The following is a 16,897-nucleotide window of genomic DNA, read 5'->3' as shown; positions in this document are numbered from 1 at the left end:
GAGGACGGTATGCAATTTAGGTTATTGGGTTGGAGCTGTGGTCACGTCATTAGGGGGATTGCTGGTAACAATAGTCTCAATCAAGCTTCGATTCGATGACATTTTGATTTGCCACTGTTTAGTAACATTCTTTGATGTTACTTCAAAATCAATTTGTTGTTCGGTCTGACTGAGTAATTGAGCCTTAAATTCAGAGGCTGTGGTGTTTGAAATGTTTGGGCGAAGGACAGTAAGGAAGGTGTCCGTGGGCTGCGGTTTGGCCGGGGAGAGTTCAATCCGCCAACGACCTGGTTCAGCCAGCGGCTTTCTGACGCTCATTTCTTTGATCAGGGTGCCTGCCTCATCAAAATTCTGATTACCTACCCAGAATTCAAAACGATCCCCGCCTACTGTATTCACAAGATGTTGCGCAGGAAGCAAAAAGACACCTTCGAGGACGCCGCCCGCGTGGCCGGTTCGGTTTTCGGGCGCGATGGCAGTGGTAAAGCCCTGTTCAGTGATGGTGAAACGGTCCTGGCTATGTAATAGCCAGCGTTTGCGAAACTCTGGATGAGTGGCGGTCACCAGATCAAGAACCACGATGACATCGCTTTCCCGATCATAAGCGAACAAGCGCTTGTAATTTTCAACCCGGCGAGTGCGATGCGAGAATGTGCCGCTACCGGACATGGCATTGGTATAGGCGGGCGTGAGGTCGGCGATGATGGTGGTGATGTTGTTCTCTTCTTGGATTTTTTCAATCGTCGCCGTATGGAAAGTATCGTGCTTGACGAGCCATTCTTGCAGATTGATGGGTGCAGGATCGATGCCCCAGCCAGAACCAATGCGTCGTTGACCACCATCATTGGCGATGATGCGAGGTCTGTTGGGTTGTTTGCGATTTGGAATAGGTACGATGTCATCAGGATCGGTGACGGTGATCAGATTATGGGCGATGGTTTGATAGGTGTAATTCATATGATGATCCGAACCATAGCTCGGGCCATAGTAGCCACTATCGATGGCGAGTTCACCGCCTTTGTAAATAGTAAAGCCGCCTTGATCGAGATGACTGTGCGACCAGAAGTTATCGCCCGCCTTGAACGTGATGTAGGTGGAGTTAGGTTTCCATCCGCTACGCATGATGACCAAACCAGTGCCGTCAAAATATTTTGTCAGTGGTAGTTTCTCAATCGCTTTCGGATTGTAGAGCGTATTGTCGGTCAGCGGTCCCCAAGGCCAACTGGTGGGAGTGGGGCGTTGCGGTGGATTGGCGAGGCTATAGGCTGCGGCATGGCGATATTCCAGCGCCAGAGCTAATCGATCTGGTGAATCACGATCAAACCATCCTGCATCGCCGAGCCGCATATGGGTGTTATCAGGGCGGATGCGATAGACAAGAAAATCCAGGAAGCCGCGAATTCCCGGTTCAGTTTGAAATAAATCTTCGCCAGTGGCTTTGCGCCACATGTTGGGAACTTGATAAATGGCGCTGCCGATGCCGATGCCGACGTATTCGCCGCCTTCGTGCCAACCGCCGTTTTTGCCCATCACTTGTTGCCAGACCGGTAAAACATGATGTTTCCAGAGATCGTGAGTAAAGCGCATCACTAACTCACTTTCATGGTGGTCGCCATAAACGGCAATGGTGCAAGCAACCAGGGCCTGTAATGGTGCATTATAAAGATAAACATTGTAGGGCGAGAGTTCTTCGCTGCGAAGAAGATCGATTTCATATTCGCATCCCTGCATCAGTTTGTTGCGCAAAGTTAGTTGTTGGCGTTCGTTCCAGTGAGGGTAGAGCCAGTCATAGGCTTGGGCCAGAGGTTTGACCTGCTCATGTCCGCGGTCGGAGAATTTCAGACTCATTAATCGATGATGGAGTTTGTCTAGTGTTTCGGGTTCCGGGTTAATGTAGGCGGTCAATATCTGTGAGTAAAGATTGCCTTGCCTGGTGGCTTCTTGTTGGGATTTAATAAAGTCAGGGTTATCACGTTTAATGCGTTTGATGTCATCCGCGCTCGGCGCGGGCAGACGTGGATGTTCGAAATGAAAATTTGGCAGTGAAACGGGTGCCAGATCTGCAGGTTGAGGATAACCGCCAAAGTGGGGAGTTTCCGCGGCAGGGGCTGGGCCGGGCGGGGTTGAATACCACACGCCAATGCCAACGAAAAAAATCATCATGATTTGCGCGAGGGTGGAGCGTCCTATGCGTGGCGTAATTGTTTGTCTTGTCAGGTCGTTGCGGGCGGCAGAATGGGCCGAGCTTTTTCCCAGACGCAGATAGAGCCAGGCGGTCAACCAGGCGCCAACGACCACTAAGATATCGGTAATGTCGGGATAGCGCCCGGCAGTAAATTGTTGTTTCCATTCCAATGAGAAGGCAAGAAAGCCAATAGCGATAACGCCGGTGATGGAGGGTAACCACAGACTGCGGCCGCGCCAGGTAGCTGCTGCACAATAGGCGATGGCGGCAAAGATCCAGGCTTCTTCGAGAAAATTGATAATGCCTCTAAGATCGGTTTGTCCCTTGAAAGGAATCCAGTTGAATGCGTAGAGGCTGTCAGTGACGAGTGGTCCGGGTTGAGATTGCTTGAGCGCATAGGCAACGACCAGGCATACGGTGGTAATGACGAGCTTGGGCCGTTTGCCAAAGCCGAGAATGAGAAAGACACCTATGATGCCGCTAATGCTGCCGCCTAATTCGGTAAGTGTGATGGCATGAGTCTTGAGTGCAATATTGAGCAGGATTGCGATGGAGGCGATGGTTGTGAATAAGATGCCACTGATAAGTTGGCGCTGCGGTAACGTTGATGCAAGCAGGCCCAAGGCAATGATTTGAAGGCTGATAATTGCCGTTTGTGTAATATTGAGCTCGCCCCAGGCGAGATCCAGCCCCATTTCCGGAAGCGTTTGTCGATAAAGACCGTACAGCAGTATTGGCAGAGTGGGAACGATAATCGATAGCGCCCATAACGTCAGCGCAGAAAGGCCGACGGTACTCGCAGGGGTGAAGACGAAATGTTTTTTATAAAAACGGCGTAGTGATTGGCCGACGAAGGATCGTCGCGAAAAGACAGTGGCAATTATTGCACCACAGAGTGCACCACTGATGTTGAGGAAAGCATCGAAGAGCGAGGCGATGCGCTCCGGTAACATCAGTTGCAGTATTTCGAGGCCGATGCTGAGGATGCCTGCACTTGCAGTAGCATAGAGGATGGCGCGCAGAAAGGATGTTCGATACACCAAGGCCAGTGTTAATAACAGGCCGAGCGGGACATAGGCCACGAAATTGGTGACAAAATCAGCGAAGGTGAAATAGGTGGGCCAGAATTCGGCGACCAAGCGTGCCAGTTGAAACCGTTGGCCATCCCACCCTGAGAAGGGTGACAGCGAGCCATAGGCAATCAGGAACAGATACCCTATGATGGCCAGGAGCAGCAGCAGGCTCGGGGAGTCGCGTTCACTGGTGACGGTCATAGGTTTAATGGATGACATGGAAGCTCCGATGATAAAACAAATTCTGTCCTGGCTGGGAATTTTGGCGCTGTTCTTTTTTGAATATGGCGTGGCGCAAGCGGCGCTTCCAGACACGCTTGCGAGAGTCAAACTCTCAATCGTGGGCGTCGGTACCCACCAGGCGATTCGTAGTCCGGCAACGCGATTGGTGGGTACGGGTTTTGTGGTGGCGGATGGTCGGCATGTGATTACCAATGCGCACAATATCGTTTCCGAATTCGCGGAGAAGGAGTCACTGGCGGTGCTGATTCCGGATGAGGGTGAGCGGTACATGCGCCTGGCAACGTTGATTGCCAGGGATGACGATCATGACCTTGCCTTGTTGAAATTTTCCGATAGTCCGTTGCCCGCCTTGAGTCTGGGCGATAGCCGACACGTCCGCGAGGGTGAGAGTTATGCCTTTACCGGATTTCCGCTTGGGGAGTCGCTCGGGTTGCGCCCGGTAACGCATCGGGGGATGATTTCTGCCATTACTCCCATCATCATGCCCGTAAATTCGGATAGCCAGTTAAATGCGAAGTTGATTAAGCGCATGCGATCGCCATTTATGGTGTTTCAGCTCGATGCGACGGCGTATCCTGGCAATAGCGGTAGTCCGGTGTTTGATATGGAGACCGGTGAGGTGATCGGGGTCGTCAATAGTGTGTTTGTCAAAGGGAGCAAGGAAAATGCCATCGAACACCCGAGCGGAATTTCCTATGCCATCCCTGGCCAGTTCGTTCGGGACTTGTTGATCGGCGCAAAATTGATTCCACTCGAATAGGCCATTTTATTAGTATGGCAATTGCTTGGGGTTGGGTAACGTAAAGATGGTTTTTAAATTCCTTTTTATCGCCGATTTGACGGCTACCCGCCGAGGTTGCTATAAAACCTGAGTGATCTCCCAGCGTATTCTCTGGGCAGAGCGTGAGCAGTATCAATCGTCTCTTAGGGGGGGACCGTATGAAAGCAGTTCGTAACAAGTTCAGTGCATTAATCGCTGCGGGCGTCTTGGCAATGGGTGGGGCGTCTCTGGCGCAAGCTGCGGACGCCAAAGCAGGCGCGGACAAATCCGCGTTGTGTGGCGGTTGCCACGGAGCGGATGGTAACAGCGAGGATGCGACATTTCCGCGTCTGGCCGGTCAGTATGCCGGTTACATCGCCAAGCAGATAAAAGACTTCCAAGGTGGTCATCGTGCCAACAATGACACCATGGCCGGCATGGCGGCGACCGTGGCTTCGGAAGAAGATGCCAAGGACATTGCAGCCTATTTCTCGCAACAGAAGATGAAAGGACAAATTACCAAACCGAAACAGGATTTGGTGGCCGCTGGAGAAAAGATCTTTACCCAGGGTAATCCGCAGTCAGGGGTTTATGCCTGCGTCAATTGCCATGGCGAAAATGGTAAAGGTAAGTCCGAAACGGTCTCTGTCTTCCCGGTAATTGGTGGCCAGCACCGTGATTACGTGATGAAGCAGCTGAAAGAATTCCGCGATGGTGCCCGTGCCAATGACCCGGCCGGTATGATGGCGGCAATTGCCAAGAAGCTGAGTGACAAGGAAATCGAAGCGTTGGCTGAGTATCTTTCAGCCAAGCTGTAAGTTGATAGGGTTGTTGATGTAGGGGCGGGTTTAAAACCCGCCCCTACTTATTTTGTAGACTATGTTTGATTTCTTTAATGCGAGATTAGAATCCGGGCAGGATCTTTTAAACTGTATTCCAGACCATCTCATGGGTGACAGTGATATAGCCGTGAATCAGACGGTTGCGCATACCGGAGATTTCGCCCCAATGAATATCAGTATGCTGGGCTTTTAGCTCGGGACTTGGTTTTGTTGCTGCTTCTCCGATAATTTCAAGATTACGAATTACTGCATCTTGAATCAATTCTTCGGAGAGGAAGTCCGCCTCATTTTTGCCGCTGACATAGCGGAACGTTTTCCCAATAGCCTCTTCAATGTGTTCCAGATAATCCAGGTCACGCAACTGCTTATTTACAGCGGACGTGCCTCCTGGAGTACTCGAGTGCGTATTTTGGGTAGAAGATCTCCGGGTGTCAGGACGTCAACCGTGACCCCTAGTTCTTGTTCGATTTCGTTCTGGAGGTGCACCATGTCGAGGAGAGTGGTGCCTCGAGGGACATCCACCAGTAGATCAAGGTCGCTGGATTCTGTATCGTCGCCGTGTAGTACGGAGCCAAACACGCGAATGTTTTTAACCCCAAGTCTGGCCGCCAGTTTGAGTATCGCTTCCCGGTGATTCCGGAGTGCCTCTGATGGTCTCACGGGAGACTCCCAGGCTGGTTGATCTAAAGTAACAGTATACAGCTTTCTTGGGGTTAAAAAAAAGTAAGTCAGGTCTTGTCTCTTGGGGACGTTATTTTGTCTTCTGAAGCAAAAATTCCAACAATGCCTTCTGTGAATGCAGACGATTCTCTGCTTCCTCCCATACCACGCTTTGACGACCATCAATCACTTCCGCACTCACTTCTTCACCGCGATGTGCAGGCAGGCAGTGCATGAACAGGCAATCGGATTTGGCTTCGCGCATGATGTCAGTCGTTACTTGATAATCGGCAAAGGCGCGTTGGCGTTGCAGCATTTCCTCTTCCTGGCCCATGCTGGCCCAGACGTCGGTGACGATCAGGTCGGCATCTTTGGCGGCCCTTAACGGATTGGGTTCCAGGATCACGCGTTCCGGAGCTTCGGCGACGATATCGCGGTGCGGCTGATAGTCCGCAGGTGCCGAGATTACCAATTGAAAATCGAATTGCTTGGCGGCGTGAATATAGGAATGACACATGTTATTGCCATCGCCAACCCAGACCACGGTCTTGCCGCGAATTTCGCCGCGATGCTCGATATAGGTTTGGATGTCTGCCAGTAATTGGCAGGGGTGATGCAAGTCCGTCAACGCATTGATCACCGGTACATGCGAGTGTGCAGCGAACTGTTCGATCTTCTCATGCTCATAAGTGCGAATCATGATGATGTCGACCATGCGCGATAGCACGCGTGCCGTATCGGCAATCGGTTCACCACGGCCGAGTTGAGTGTCACGCGGTGAGAGGAAGATGGCATGACCGCCGCATTGCGCCATCGCGGCTTCAAAGGCAACGCGGGTACGGGTCGAGGATTTTTCGAAGACCATGCCCAGCACTTTGTTGCGGAAACTATCGTTGAGCTTGCCCGCCTTGCGCTCGGCCTTGAGTTCGATGGCGCGCGTCAGCAATTGCCGCAGTTCGGCAGGGCTGAAATCCAATAGGTTTAGAAAATGACGTACGGCCACGCGGTAACCTCCGGCCTTAAAGTTTGCGGATCAAGCCATTGAGGGTGGCGACGATCTGGTCGACCTCAGCGGCTTGAATGATCAGAGGCGGTAGCAAGCGAATCACCCGCTCTGAAGTGACGTTGATTAGCAACCCGGCGGCGAGTGCTTGGCCGACGAGTTCACCACAGGGGCGATTCAGCTCAATACCAATCATCAACCCCAGGTCACGCACCTCTTTGACCGTGGCGCAACCGGCGAGAGCCTCACGCAGGCCGTTGGCCAGCCGTGCGCCCATGGCCGAAGCGTTTTGCAGTGCCTGAGCGGCTTCGAGAGACTCGATCACGGTTAGGCCCACAGCGCAGGCCAGCGGATTACCGCCGAAGGTGGAGCCATGGTTGCCGGGCTTGAAGACGTTTGCGGCCGCGCCGCGCGCCAGACAGGCGCCAATCGGCATGCCATTGCCCAGCGCCTTGGCGACAGTGATCACGTCCGGAATGGCGGTGCCATGTTGATAGGCGAACCATTTACCGGTACGGCCCATGCCGGTCTGGATTTCGTCCAGCATCAACAACCAGCCGTGCTGGTCGCAGATGCGGCGTAATTGCGCCAGATAATCTTTGTCTGGGATATTGATGCCGCCTTCGCCCTGCACCGGTTCGACCAGAATGGCGACCATGTTGCGATTGTTGGCCGCGATGTGCTCAACGGCGGTAACGTCGCCGTAGGGCGCCCGCACAAAGCCATGGACCAGCGGCTCAAAACCCGCCTGGATCTTGCGATTGCCAGTAGCAGTGAGGGTGGCCAGCGTGCGGCCATGGAAGCTGCCTTCCATCACGATGATGGTGGGATCGTTAACGCCTTTATTGTGGCCATACAGCCGTGCCAGTTTGATCGCGGCTTCATTGGCCTCGGCGCCGGAATTACCGAAAAATGCCCGCTCCATGCCAGCGCGCCGAGTCAACTCTACCGCCAGTTTTTCCTGATTGGCGATACCGTAGATGTTTGAGGTATGAATCAGTTTTTTGCCTTGCTGGCACAAGGTGTCAGCCACCTTGGGATGCGCGTGCCCCAGACCGCAGACGGCAATGCCGCTGATTGCGTCCAGATATTTTTTCCCTTGGACATCCCACAACCAAACGCCTTCGCCCCGTTCGAAGCTGACGGGCTGGCGGTTGTAGGTGGTCATTAATGCATCGGTCATCTGCGCTCACATCCCAAAAACAAAAGGCAGCCCCAAAGGCTGCCAGTCGACAATGGCCTAATGTTAGCGCCTTTTTTTGGGGGTAGCAATGGCCGCTCCGAGGCGAAGAGCAGGGGCCGGGAAATCCCTGGCCACCCACCGGCGGTCGCATCCCCTACTTATGCCAAGCCTGGAGTTTTTCCCGGATCAGGGGCATTGCCGCCTGGGTCGCCTTCTCTCCTTCGAGGATGGTCAGGTGTTTGCTGTCGAAGTCGGAGGCGCCGATCATGTCCGCCTCGGGGCGGATCACCACATCGGCCTCGGCCCGTTCAAAGTTGCTGATGGTTTGCCCCATGATGCTGAAAGTCTGTAACAACACATCGATCGTGCCTTCGACGTTGACAGTGCGCGGTCTCTTGGAGATGTCGACGGCGATCACAATGTCTGCCCCCATGCTGCGGGCCACCCGGATGGGGATAGGGCTGACCAAGCCACCGTCAACATATTCGTGATCGCCAATGACAACGGGCTGAAAAATGCCGGGGACGCTGCTCGAGGCGCGTACCGCCATGCCGGTGTTGCCACGGCGAAACACAATCATATCGCCGGAGTGCAAATCAGTGGCGACCGCAGCAAAAGGTTTCGCCAGTTTTTCCATTGGCCGGTTGTGCAGTGATTTATTGATGAATGACTGCAACAGCTCCCCTTTGATGAAACCACGGTTCGGCATCGAAAAATCACTGACGCTCGACTGCTCCATTTCAAAGGCGATTTTCTGCAGGTCAAAACCGCTGTAACCGCCGGCGTAGAGGGCGCCGACGACGCTGCCAGCGCTGGTGCCGACGACCATGTCAGGGATAATGCCTTGCCCCTCGAGCACCTTGATCACGCCGATATGGGCAAAGCCACGCGCCGCGCCGCCGCCCAGCACTAGCGCGATCTTGGGTTTAATGGGGACTTTGCTTGGTGTTGGCGGTGTAACTTCGATGGGCGCAGGAGTTTCGATGACCTCGGGTTCGTTCGTTTCGAGCGCAATGGGTGGCGTCGCAGGCTGAGTTGCGCAGGCTGAAAGAAGCGTTGCAATCAGTAACAGGGTCGGCCAGAGGTACAGATTGATGTGGTGGTTTCGCACCGGCGGTTCACTATTAGGCATGGCAACAGATACTGTACTGCATGCGTGCCTGAGTCACAAACGCGAGACTTCAAGGAGAATGCGACGAGAGGGTGGCGTGAGGATGTAACTACCTTGGGGTTTGCTTCGATGTAGGGCGGGTTAGCCCGTCAGGGCGTAACCCGCCAAGCCGTCTTAATCAACCAAAGTTCTTGGCAACAAAATCCCAGTTGACCAAGTTGTTGAGGAAGGTCTCAACGAACTTCGGACGCAGGTTACGGTAATCGATGTAATAGGCGTGTTCCCAGACGTCGACGCAGAGCAGGGCCTTGTCGCCGGTGGTCAGTGGCGTGCCGGCGGCCCCCATGTTGACGATGTCGACCGAGCCGTCAGCCTTTTTCACCAGCCAGGTCCAGCCGGAGCCGAAGTTACCGACGGCAGAGGTCTGGAAGGTTTTTTTGAATTCATCGAAGGCGCCCCATTTCTTTTCAATGGCTGCGAGCAGCGCGCCACTGGGCTTGCCGCCGCCGTTGGGCTTCATGCAGTTCCAGAAGAAGGTGTGGTTCCACACCTGGGCGGCGTTGTTGTAAATGCCACCACTGGCTTTTTTGATAATGTCTTCCAGCGCCAGTTTTTCAAACTCGGTGCCGGGGATCAGGTTGTTGAGGTTGGTGACGTAGGCCTGATGATGCTTGCCGTAGTGATATTCAAACGTCTCGGCCGACATGTGTGGCTCAAGGGCGTTTTTGGCATAGGGTAGGGCTGGCAGTTCGTGTGCCATGGTCGTGTCTCCTCCGGAAATTGGAATGGCTGACTAGTGATTGTGTTAGGTGGACTAAGTCTAAGCAATGACTGAGCCCCATGCAAGGTTGGGAAAAACAGGGGAAAGGACACAGATAAAAGGTAATATGGAAAAAATCTTTTATCATTTGCCATTTATCTTTACCCTGATCTGATGATGAATGCGATTGAATTATCCTTGTTTTCTAGCCGGATTAACGCCGTCTGCGATGAAATGGGCGTGGTGCTGCGGCGCACGGCGCAGTCGCCCAACATCAAGGACCGGCTCGATTTCTCTTGTGCGGTATTCGACGCTACGGGGCAGCTCTGTGCCCAGGCGGCGCACATCCCGGTACATCTGGGCAGCATGGCCTATGCTATGGCAGGGATTGTCGGTCAGCTTGAATGGCGATCAGGGGATATGGTGATTGTGAACGATCCCTTTCTTGGTGGGACACACTTGCCGGATGTGACGCTGATTGCGCCGGTGTTCGTTGATGATCAGTTAACCGCCTTTGTCGTGAATCGCGCCCATCATGCCGACATCGGCGCCAGCACGCCGGGCTCGATGCCGGTGTCCTCGCGTCTGGAAGAGGAAGGGATGATTATTCCGCCGTCTTATTTGCTGCGTGATGGCGCAATCGCCCCATCATTTTTCGATTCGCTGTTGCGAGCAACAGGTAATGCCGAACAAAGCCGGGCCGATTTTGCGGCGCAGATCAGCGCCAATCGCAGCGGTGTGCAACGGGTGGCGGCACTGGTGCAAGCATTGGGCATTGCACAATTTAATGTTGCGCTGCATGAACTTAATGCCTATGCCGAGCGCCTGGCGTTAAGTGCCTTGCGTGAGATTCCTGCGGGCCGTTATTGCTTCAGCGATGTGATGGACGATGATGGTCAAGGCAATGTTGATTTGCCGATTCACGTTGCAATTGAAGTCAATACGAATGGCAAAATTAATGTCGATTTTTTTGGCACAGCGCCGCAGACGCGCGGCAATATTAATTGCCCGCTGTCAGTCGCAGCGGCGGCAGTGTATTACGTGTTTCGCTGTTTGATGCCTGAGCAAACACCCGCCTGTGCCGGAGCCTTTCGCCCCATCAGTATTGCCGCACCGGAAGGGTGTCTGGTTAACGCGCAGCGCCCGGCGGCAGTGGCGGCGGGTAATGTCGAGACCAGCACCCGGATCGTCGATGTTGTGATGGGTGCCCTGGCGCAGGCCGTGCCGCAACGGATCCCGGCGGCCAGTCACGGCAGTATGAACAACGTGGCAATGGGGAGTCGTGCAGGGCGGGTTTGGGATTATTACGAGACGATCGGTGGCGGCATGGGCGCCGGGTCGCAGGGCGGTGGCCTGAGTGCGGTCCAAACGCATATGACCAACACCCTCAACACCCCTATCGAAAGCCTGGAGCTGCACTACCCGTTGCGGGTGCGGCGTTATGCCATCCGCCGGGGATCGGGCGGGGCGGGTCATCACCCTGGCGGCGATGGTTTGATTCGGGAGTTTGAGTTCCTGGAGGATGCCACCGTAACCCTGTTGACTGAGCGGCGACGGCACCGGCCGTGGGGGTTGAAGGGTGGCGGGGCTGGTGCTGCGGGGGCAAATTTATACAATAACAACGAGCTGGCTTCGAAAGTCAGTTTTAAGGCTACCGCCGGTAATCGGTTGCGAATTGCCACTCCAGGCGGGGGTGGCTGGGGTAAGCAGAAGTTTTAAGCTTCGATTCAGATCGCAGGGGTAACGTAACACCATAAACCATTTGGAAATCATTTGGCATTTGGACAATTGAAGGAGCCAGAACAATGAACACCAAGTTTAGTGTGGCCTTGCTGTTGGGCGGAATGGTGATTTCGTCAGCAGTTTTGGCGGATAAGGATATGGCCAAGGGCGGCGCTGCCTTTGGTGCCGTTACGGATCAAAACTACATCAAGGAATGCGGTTCCTGTCACATGCCGTTCCCACCGGGCGCATTGCCAGCGCGTTCCTGGGAAAAGTTGATGGGCAAGTTGAATGATCATTTTGGCGAAAATGCCGAGCTGGCGGATGCAGATCGTAAATCACTGACAAACTATTTGACAGCGAATGCGGCTGAGCATTCGAACGGGGGTTATGCGCAGAAATTTCTAAAATCCCTTAAAGCAGATGAAACTCCGTTACGGATTAGTGAAATACCCAAGTTTGTCAAAGAACACCGTGAAGTTCCGAAGCGAGTATTCACTGCGCACCCCGAACTCAAGAATCTGAGCAAGTGCGAGGGTTGTCATACCCGCGCCGACAAGGATTCATTCCGTGAGAGTGAAATTAATATTCCGGGCGTAGGCCGCGGTGGGGATTGAAGATTAACAGTCTGCCGAAAAATGTTCTGAAAAGTGCGTTGCAGCGGGTGCTTCGGGCAAGTGGCGAGGTTCATGTAGGGGCGATTCATGAATCGCCCCTACGATTGATACCTTGTTATTGGCGGGTTTAATCTCCGGCATAAGCAATTTAAAATTAGCGTCAGCTAATAAATAGCGCAAATCGGATTATGAGGTTATTGATATGGATGTAATGTCGCGCATTAAACAAACGGTGGATACTACGCCGATTGTGATTTTCATGAAGGGCACACCGCAATTTCCGATGTGCGGTTTTTCTGCGCGTGCAGTGGAAGCACTCAAGGCGACGGGAGCGAACTTTGGTTACGTCAATGTCCTGGAAGATATGGAAGTGATGCAGAATTTGCCGCGCTTTGCCAATTGGCCGACGTTCCCGCAAATTTATATTAAGGGCGAATTGATCGGTGGCTGCGATATCACGTTGGAACTCTATCGTAACGGTGAATTGGCGAGGCTGGTGCAGGCCGCCAATAGTTAATCTTTGCTTGCAAGGGTTTGAAAAGGCCGTTTATCCTCGGGATAAACGGCCTTTTTCATTTTGGATTCAGGCTGCTAGATTAGGCTCATGGTATGGTGGGCTGAATGAGGTGGTAGGCGATGGTGTGGGCGAGGCTTGGGCTGCTGCTATTGATGTTGCTGACGGGGGCCGTTGCACAGGCGGAATCCGAAAAAGACCATGATCGCGCCCGTCAATTGCGCGAGGCGGGTGTGATTGTGGCGGTGGAGCCCTTGATTGCCGAGGCAAAGCGGCGATTGCCCGGACGATTGCTGGAGATCGAGTTTGAGGACAAGGGTGATGGCGAGTATGTTTATGAAATCGAACTGGTTGACAACAAGGGCGTAGTGAGGGAGTTTTTTTTTGACGCCAAAACCGGCCGGTTTTTGAAAGAAGGCATCCATTGGGGTGCGCAGTCAGGCGAAGCTGAGGGAAAACGGCGATGAGAGTGTTATTGGTGGAGGATGATACAACTCTGAGTTCCCAGTTGGCGCGCGATTTAGCGAAAGCGGGCTATGCGATCGATACCGTTGACAATGGCGCCGATGCCGAATTCATGGGCAATGAGGAACCCTACGATCTCGTCGTGCTTGATCTTGGTCTGCCCAAGCGCTCGGGGTTGGAGGTGTTGCAGAACTGGCGTAAGCAAGGCAACAAAGTGCCGGTGGTGATATTAACGGCACGCGATGCCTGGCATGAGAAAGTCGATGGCTTCAAGGCGGGGGCCGACGATTATCTTACCAAGCCATTTCATATTGAAGAATTGATGGCGCGAATGCAGGCGGTGATGCGGCGCCAAAAAGGTCAAGCCAGTGCGCAATTGCAAACCTCCGGGCTGGTGCTTGATGAAGAGCGGCAAGTGGTAAGTACGGGCGATGGCCAGGAGTTCGAGTTAACCGGGACAGAGTTTCGCTTACTGCGTTATATGATGCTCAATCCGGGGCGGATTTTATCCAAGTCGATTCTGACCGAGCATGTCTATGACTACAATTCAGATAAAGATAGCAATGTCATTGAAGTCTACATCAACCGGTTACGGCAAAAACTCGGCAAAGAACTGATCGAGACGCGGCGCGGTCAAGGCTACGTATTTGGCGCAGGGACCAAATGAGATCGCTGAATCAGCGTCTCGGCATTGGTTTGGCGTTGACGTTGTTGTTGCTAGCGTTGGCGCAATGGTGGCTGGTGACCGCGACAGTCAAGGAATTTGCTGGAAATTACGTCCATTCCCGGTTGCAACATGATGCGGATAGCCTGCTGGGGGCGCTGCAGCCGGCCGAGGATGGCAGCCTTGAGCTAAATCCCTCGCGCATCAATGGCGTCTACGACATGCCTTTTTCAGGGCATTATTACCGGGTTATTGCGGGCGACAAGGAAATCATATCTCGCTCGTTTTGGGATTTCGATCTGAAATTTCCCGTGCAGGCCGATGGGGACGCGTATGTCGTCGGGCCGGAGGGACAGCAATTGCTGGTGGTGATGGGCGAATTCGAGAAATCCGGAAAACACATCAAGATCGGAGTGGCCGAGGATATGACGCCATTGCTCCATGAGTTGGATGAATTTCAATATTCCTATGCTCTGACATCATTATTAGTGATTTTTCTGGTGTTGATTGTGCAAACGATGCTGGTGCGTGGGGGCCTGAAACCATTGCGACAGGTGGAGAGCGATATCTCTCGCTTGGAGCGTGGTGAAATTGATCGTTTGCAGGAAGATGTGCCGACGGAAATTAAACCTGTGGTGGTGGAATTTAATCGTTTGCTGGGAGTGATGCGTTCGCGACTGGATCGTTCGCGCACAGCAGTGGGAAACCTGGCGCACGCGTTAAAGACACCGCTCACGGTATTGCGGCGGCTGGCAGATACCGGCGAGATGAATGCTGCGCCTGAAGTGCGGGATGAGTTGGTGAAGCAATCGGACTCCATACGCCAGATTGTCGACCGGCAATTAAAGCGGGCGCGGATGGCGGGAGCAGCGGCGCAGGGCTGGCAGTTCTTGCCTGAGGTAGAGCTACCGCCGCTCGTGGATATGATGCAGAAAATCTATTCCGAGCGTGGCTTGAAGATTGATCTGTACTTCCCTGAGCATTTTGTATTCAATGGCGATCGTGAAGACATGATGGAGTTGTTTGGCAATTTGATCGATAACGCCTGTAAGTGGGCGCGGGGGCGCGTCAGGTTGACGATTGAAAATCAATCGGGATTGGTGCTGACGGTTGAAGATGATGGTCCGGGGTGTGCCCCGGAATATCGTGAGCAATTGTCGGTGCGCGGAATGCGGGTCGATGAATCAACCACGGGACATGGTTTGGGGTTGTCGATCGTGCGCGATATCGTCGAGTACTATGGTGGAACGCTGACGTTTTCCCAGTCAACTGAGCTGGGAGGATTTGCAGTGAGCGTTACGCTGCCTGGGTATGCGAATAGTGTGATTCAGTAGTTCAGAGTAAACGTCCGCCAGCTATTGACGATGGTGCAAAACAGATCGGCGGTGCGTTCCGCATCGTAAATGGCAGAGTGTGCTTCTGTTTCCTCCCAACTAAATCCTGCTGCTTTCACAGCGCGCGCTAACACGGTCTGACCATAGGCAAGGCCTGCCAGCGTGGCCGTGTCGAAAGTGCTGAAGGCATGAAGCGGATTGTTGACCTTGGTGCGTTCGACAGCGGCCTTGATAAAACCGAGATCGAAGAACGGATTGTGACCGACGAGAATCGCGCGGTTGCAGCCGGTGACTTTTAGTTCCTGCCGCACCGCGTTGAAGATGCGATCCAAAGCGGCTTTTTCATCATGAGCAATACGAAAAGGGTGATAGGGATCGATACCGTTAAAGGCCAGTGATGCCTGATCGAGGTTTGCACCGGCGAAGGGTTTGACGTGGCAGGCATGCGTTTCATAGCGGTACATGACGCCTTTTTCGTCCATGCGCACGGTGACGGCGGCGATTTCCAGCAACGCATCGGTGTTGGCATTGAAGCCCCCCGTTTCGACATCAATGACGACGGGTAAAAAACCACGGAAACGTTCCGCCATGTTAAATGCTGCAGGATCCATGATTAACCTTGATCTTGTATGCGCCAGCCAAGCTTTTCGCCGGCGCGCAGTGGTACGACGACATCATCACCTAAGGTGAAGCCTTCAGGGATGTCCCAGGATTGGCGAGCTAAAGTGATTTTTTCTCGATTGGGGCTAAGGCCGTAAAAACGCGGGCCGTGATGGCTGGCGAAGGTATTCAGATGTCCCAACGCACCGATCTGTTCGAAGGCCTCGGCATAAAGTTCGATGGCGGCATGGGCGGAATAAATGCCGGCGCAGCCGCAGGCCGCTTCTTTGGTGTGTCTGGCGTGAGGTGCGCTATCTGTTCCGAGGAAAAATTTCGGATTGCCACTGGCAACGGCATCCAATAGAGCGCGGCGATGTTCTTCACGCTTGAGCACCGGGAGACAGTAGTGATGCGGACGGATACCACCGACCAGCATGTCATTGCGATTAAGTAGCAGATGATGCGCAGTAATTGTGGCGCCGACACGATCCGAGCTGAACAGTACGAATTGCACTGCATCATGGGTGGTGATGTGTTCAAAGACGATCCGTAGTTTCGGAAAACGCTCGGTCAGCGGTACGAGCTGTTCATCGATAAATACTTTTTCGCGATCGAAGATGTCGACGTCGGCGCGGGTCACTTCACCGTGCACTAACAGCGGCAGATCGACTTCTTCCATCGCCGCCAGCACGTGGTCAACACGAGCGAGATCAGTGACGCCAGCGTCAGAATTGGTCGTCGCCCCCGCAGGATAGAGTTTTACGCCGTGAATAAAGGCGCTGCTTTTTGCCGTACGAATTTCGTCCAGGCGGGTGTTGTCCGTGAGGTACAAGGTCATCAATGGCTCGAACTGACTATTTTCCGGACGCGCGTTCAGGATGCGTTCGCGATAGGCCTGAGCTGCCGCCACCGTTGTGACCGGTGGCTTGAGATTGGGCATCACAATGGCGCGGCCAAACTGGGCAGCGGCGTGGGCAACAGTAGTACTAAGTGCGGCGCCATCGCGTAAGTGGATGTGCCAGTCGTCAGGTCTGGTGAGGGTAATCGTGTCCACGTAAATCTTTCAGTCGGGAATTAGCTGGGCAACTATTATGCCATTTTATTTGTGGTCTCACCCCACTTTCCTGTAATTTAATATGCGCCCATAAAACTACCAGGATT

The 16,897-nt window shown here is 53.6% G+C and carries 17 protein-coding genes; 8 read left to right on the top strand and 9 right to left on the bottom strand.

The window, feature by feature from the left end:
• Positions 1-21 precede the first annotated feature (21 nt).
• The gene (locus tag HY272_05620; protein MBI3772158.1) at positions 22-3,477 is read right to left on the bottom strand and encodes a VanZ family protein; all 3,456 of its coding nucleotides are present in this window, start codon (positions 3,475-3,477) and stop codon (positions 22-24) included.
• 10 nt (positions 3,478-3,487) lie between these two features.
• Between HY272_05620 and HY272_05615 the strand changes: the two genes are divergently transcribed.
• Both HY272_05615 and HY272_05610 read left to right on the top strand, forming a co-directional pair.
• Positions 3,488-4,261, top strand: a complete 774-nt coding sequence (locus HY272_05615) for a trypsin-like peptidase domain-containing protein (protein ID MBI3772157.1) — start codon at positions 3,488-3,490, stop codon at positions 4,259-4,261.
• A gap of 233 nt (positions 4,262-4,494) precedes the next feature.
• The gene (locus HY272_05610) at positions 4,495-5,079 is read left to right on the top strand and encodes a c-type cytochrome (protein MBI3772156.1); all 585 of its coding nucleotides are present in this window, start codon (positions 4,495-4,497) and stop codon (positions 5,077-5,079) included.
• Positions 5,080-5,185: 106 nt separating this feature from the next.
• Here HY272_05610 and HY272_05605 read toward each other — a convergent pair whose 3' ends face one another.
• The 6 genes from HY272_05605 to HY272_05580 form a co-directional block, all read right to left on the bottom strand.
• Positions 5,186-5,464 (bottom strand): DUF86 domain-containing protein, encoded by a 279-nt coding sequence (locus HY272_05605; protein ID MBI3772155.1) that lies wholly within the window; start codon positions 5,462-5,464, stop codon positions 5,186-5,188.
• Positions 5,465-5,472: 8 nt separating this feature from the next.
• Positions 5,473-5,946 carry a nucleotidyltransferase family protein gene (locus tag HY272_05600; protein MBI3772154.1) on the bottom strand — a complete coding sequence of 158 codons (474 nt, stop codon included), beginning with the start codon at positions 5,944-5,946 and terminating at the stop codon, positions 5,473-5,475.
• Positions 5,855-6,766, bottom strand: coding sequence for an ornithine carbamoyltransferase (argF, locus tag HY272_05595; protein MBI3772153.1), 912 nt, complete (start codon positions 6,764-6,766; stop codon positions 5,855-5,857). Before argF ends, HY272_05600 begins: the two co-directional genes overlap by 92 nt.
• Positions 6,767-6,782: 16 nt before the next feature.
• Positions 6,783-7,949, bottom strand: a complete 1,167-nt coding sequence (locus HY272_05590; protein MBI3772152.1) for an aspartate aminotransferase family protein — start codon at positions 7,947-7,949, stop codon at positions 6,783-6,785.
• 154 nt (positions 7,950-8,103) lie between these two features.
• Entirely contained in the window at positions 8,104-9,081 is a 978-nt protein-coding gene (locus HY272_05585) for a patatin-like phospholipase family protein (GenBank protein MBI3772151.1), read from the bottom strand.
• A 157-nt stretch (positions 9,082-9,238) separates the two neighbouring features.
• Positions 9,239-9,820, bottom strand: coding sequence for a superoxide dismutase [Fe] (locus tag HY272_05580; protein MBI3772150.1), 582 nt, complete (start codon positions 9,818-9,820; stop codon positions 9,239-9,241).
• Positions 9,821-9,997: 177 nt separating this feature from the next.
• Between HY272_05580 and HY272_05575 the strand changes: the two genes are divergently transcribed.
• From HY272_05575 to HY272_05550, 6 genes are all read left to right on the top strand, one after another.
• Positions 9,998-11,539: a hydantoinase B/oxoprolinase family protein gene (locus HY272_05575; protein MBI3772149.1), complete on the top strand. Its 1,542-nt coding sequence runs from the start codon at positions 9,998-10,000 to the stop codon at positions 11,537-11,539.
• Between the two features lie 86 nt (positions 11,540-11,625).
• Positions 11,626-12,159, top strand: a complete 534-nt coding sequence (locus HY272_05570) for a diheme cytochrome c (protein ID MBI3772148.1) — start codon at positions 11,626-11,628, stop codon at positions 12,157-12,159.
• A gap of 202 nt (positions 12,160-12,361) precedes the next feature.
• Positions 12,362-12,676: a Grx4 family monothiol glutaredoxin gene (gene grxD, locus HY272_05565; protein ID MBI3772147.1), complete on the top strand. Its 315-nt coding sequence runs from the start codon at positions 12,362-12,364 to the stop codon at positions 12,674-12,676.
• 122 nt (positions 12,677-12,798) lie between these two features.
• Positions 12,799-13,140 carry a PepSY domain-containing protein gene (locus HY272_05560; protein MBI3772146.1) on the top strand — a complete coding sequence of 114 codons (342 nt, stop codon included), beginning with the start codon at positions 12,799-12,801 and terminating at the stop codon, positions 13,138-13,140.
• Positions 13,137-13,805, top strand: a complete 669-nt coding sequence (locus tag HY272_05555; protein MBI3772145.1) for a response regulator transcription factor — start codon at positions 13,137-13,139, stop codon at positions 13,803-13,805. Before HY272_05560 ends, HY272_05555 begins: the two co-directional genes overlap by 4 nt.
• A complete protein-coding gene (locus tag HY272_05550; protein MBI3772144.1) occupies positions 13,802-15,136 on the top strand; it encodes a GHKL domain-containing protein in 1,335 nt (444 codons plus the stop codon). The genes HY272_05555 and HY272_05550 overlap by 4 nt, the downstream gene beginning before the upstream one ends.
• On the opposite strand, the gene rnt is transcribed toward HY272_05550, so the two are convergent.
• Together rnt and pyrC are read right to left on the bottom strand one after the other, a co-directional pair.
• On the bottom strand, positions 15,130-15,747 hold the full coding sequence (rnt, locus tag HY272_05545) for a ribonuclease T (GenBank protein MBI3772143.1): 618 nt from the start codon (positions 15,745-15,747) through the stop codon (positions 15,130-15,132). The genes HY272_05550 and rnt overlap by 7 nt on opposite strands.
• 2 nt (positions 15,748-15,749) lie before the next feature.
• Complete coding sequence (gene pyrC / locus HY272_05540) at positions 15,750-16,790, bottom strand: dihydroorotase (GenBank protein MBI3772142.1); 1,041 nt, start codon at positions 16,788-16,790, stop codon at positions 15,750-15,752.
• Positions 16,791-16,897 lie beyond the last annotated feature (107 nt).

The organism is Gammaproteobacteria bacterium (assembly GCA_016200485.1).
In the GTDB taxonomy this organism is placed as follows: Bacteria; Pseudomonadota; Gammaproteobacteria; order Tenderiales; family Tenderiaceae; genus JACQEP01.
Note: the sequence above shows the minus strand (reverse complement) of the source record. Positions and strands in the feature narration are given on the sequence as shown.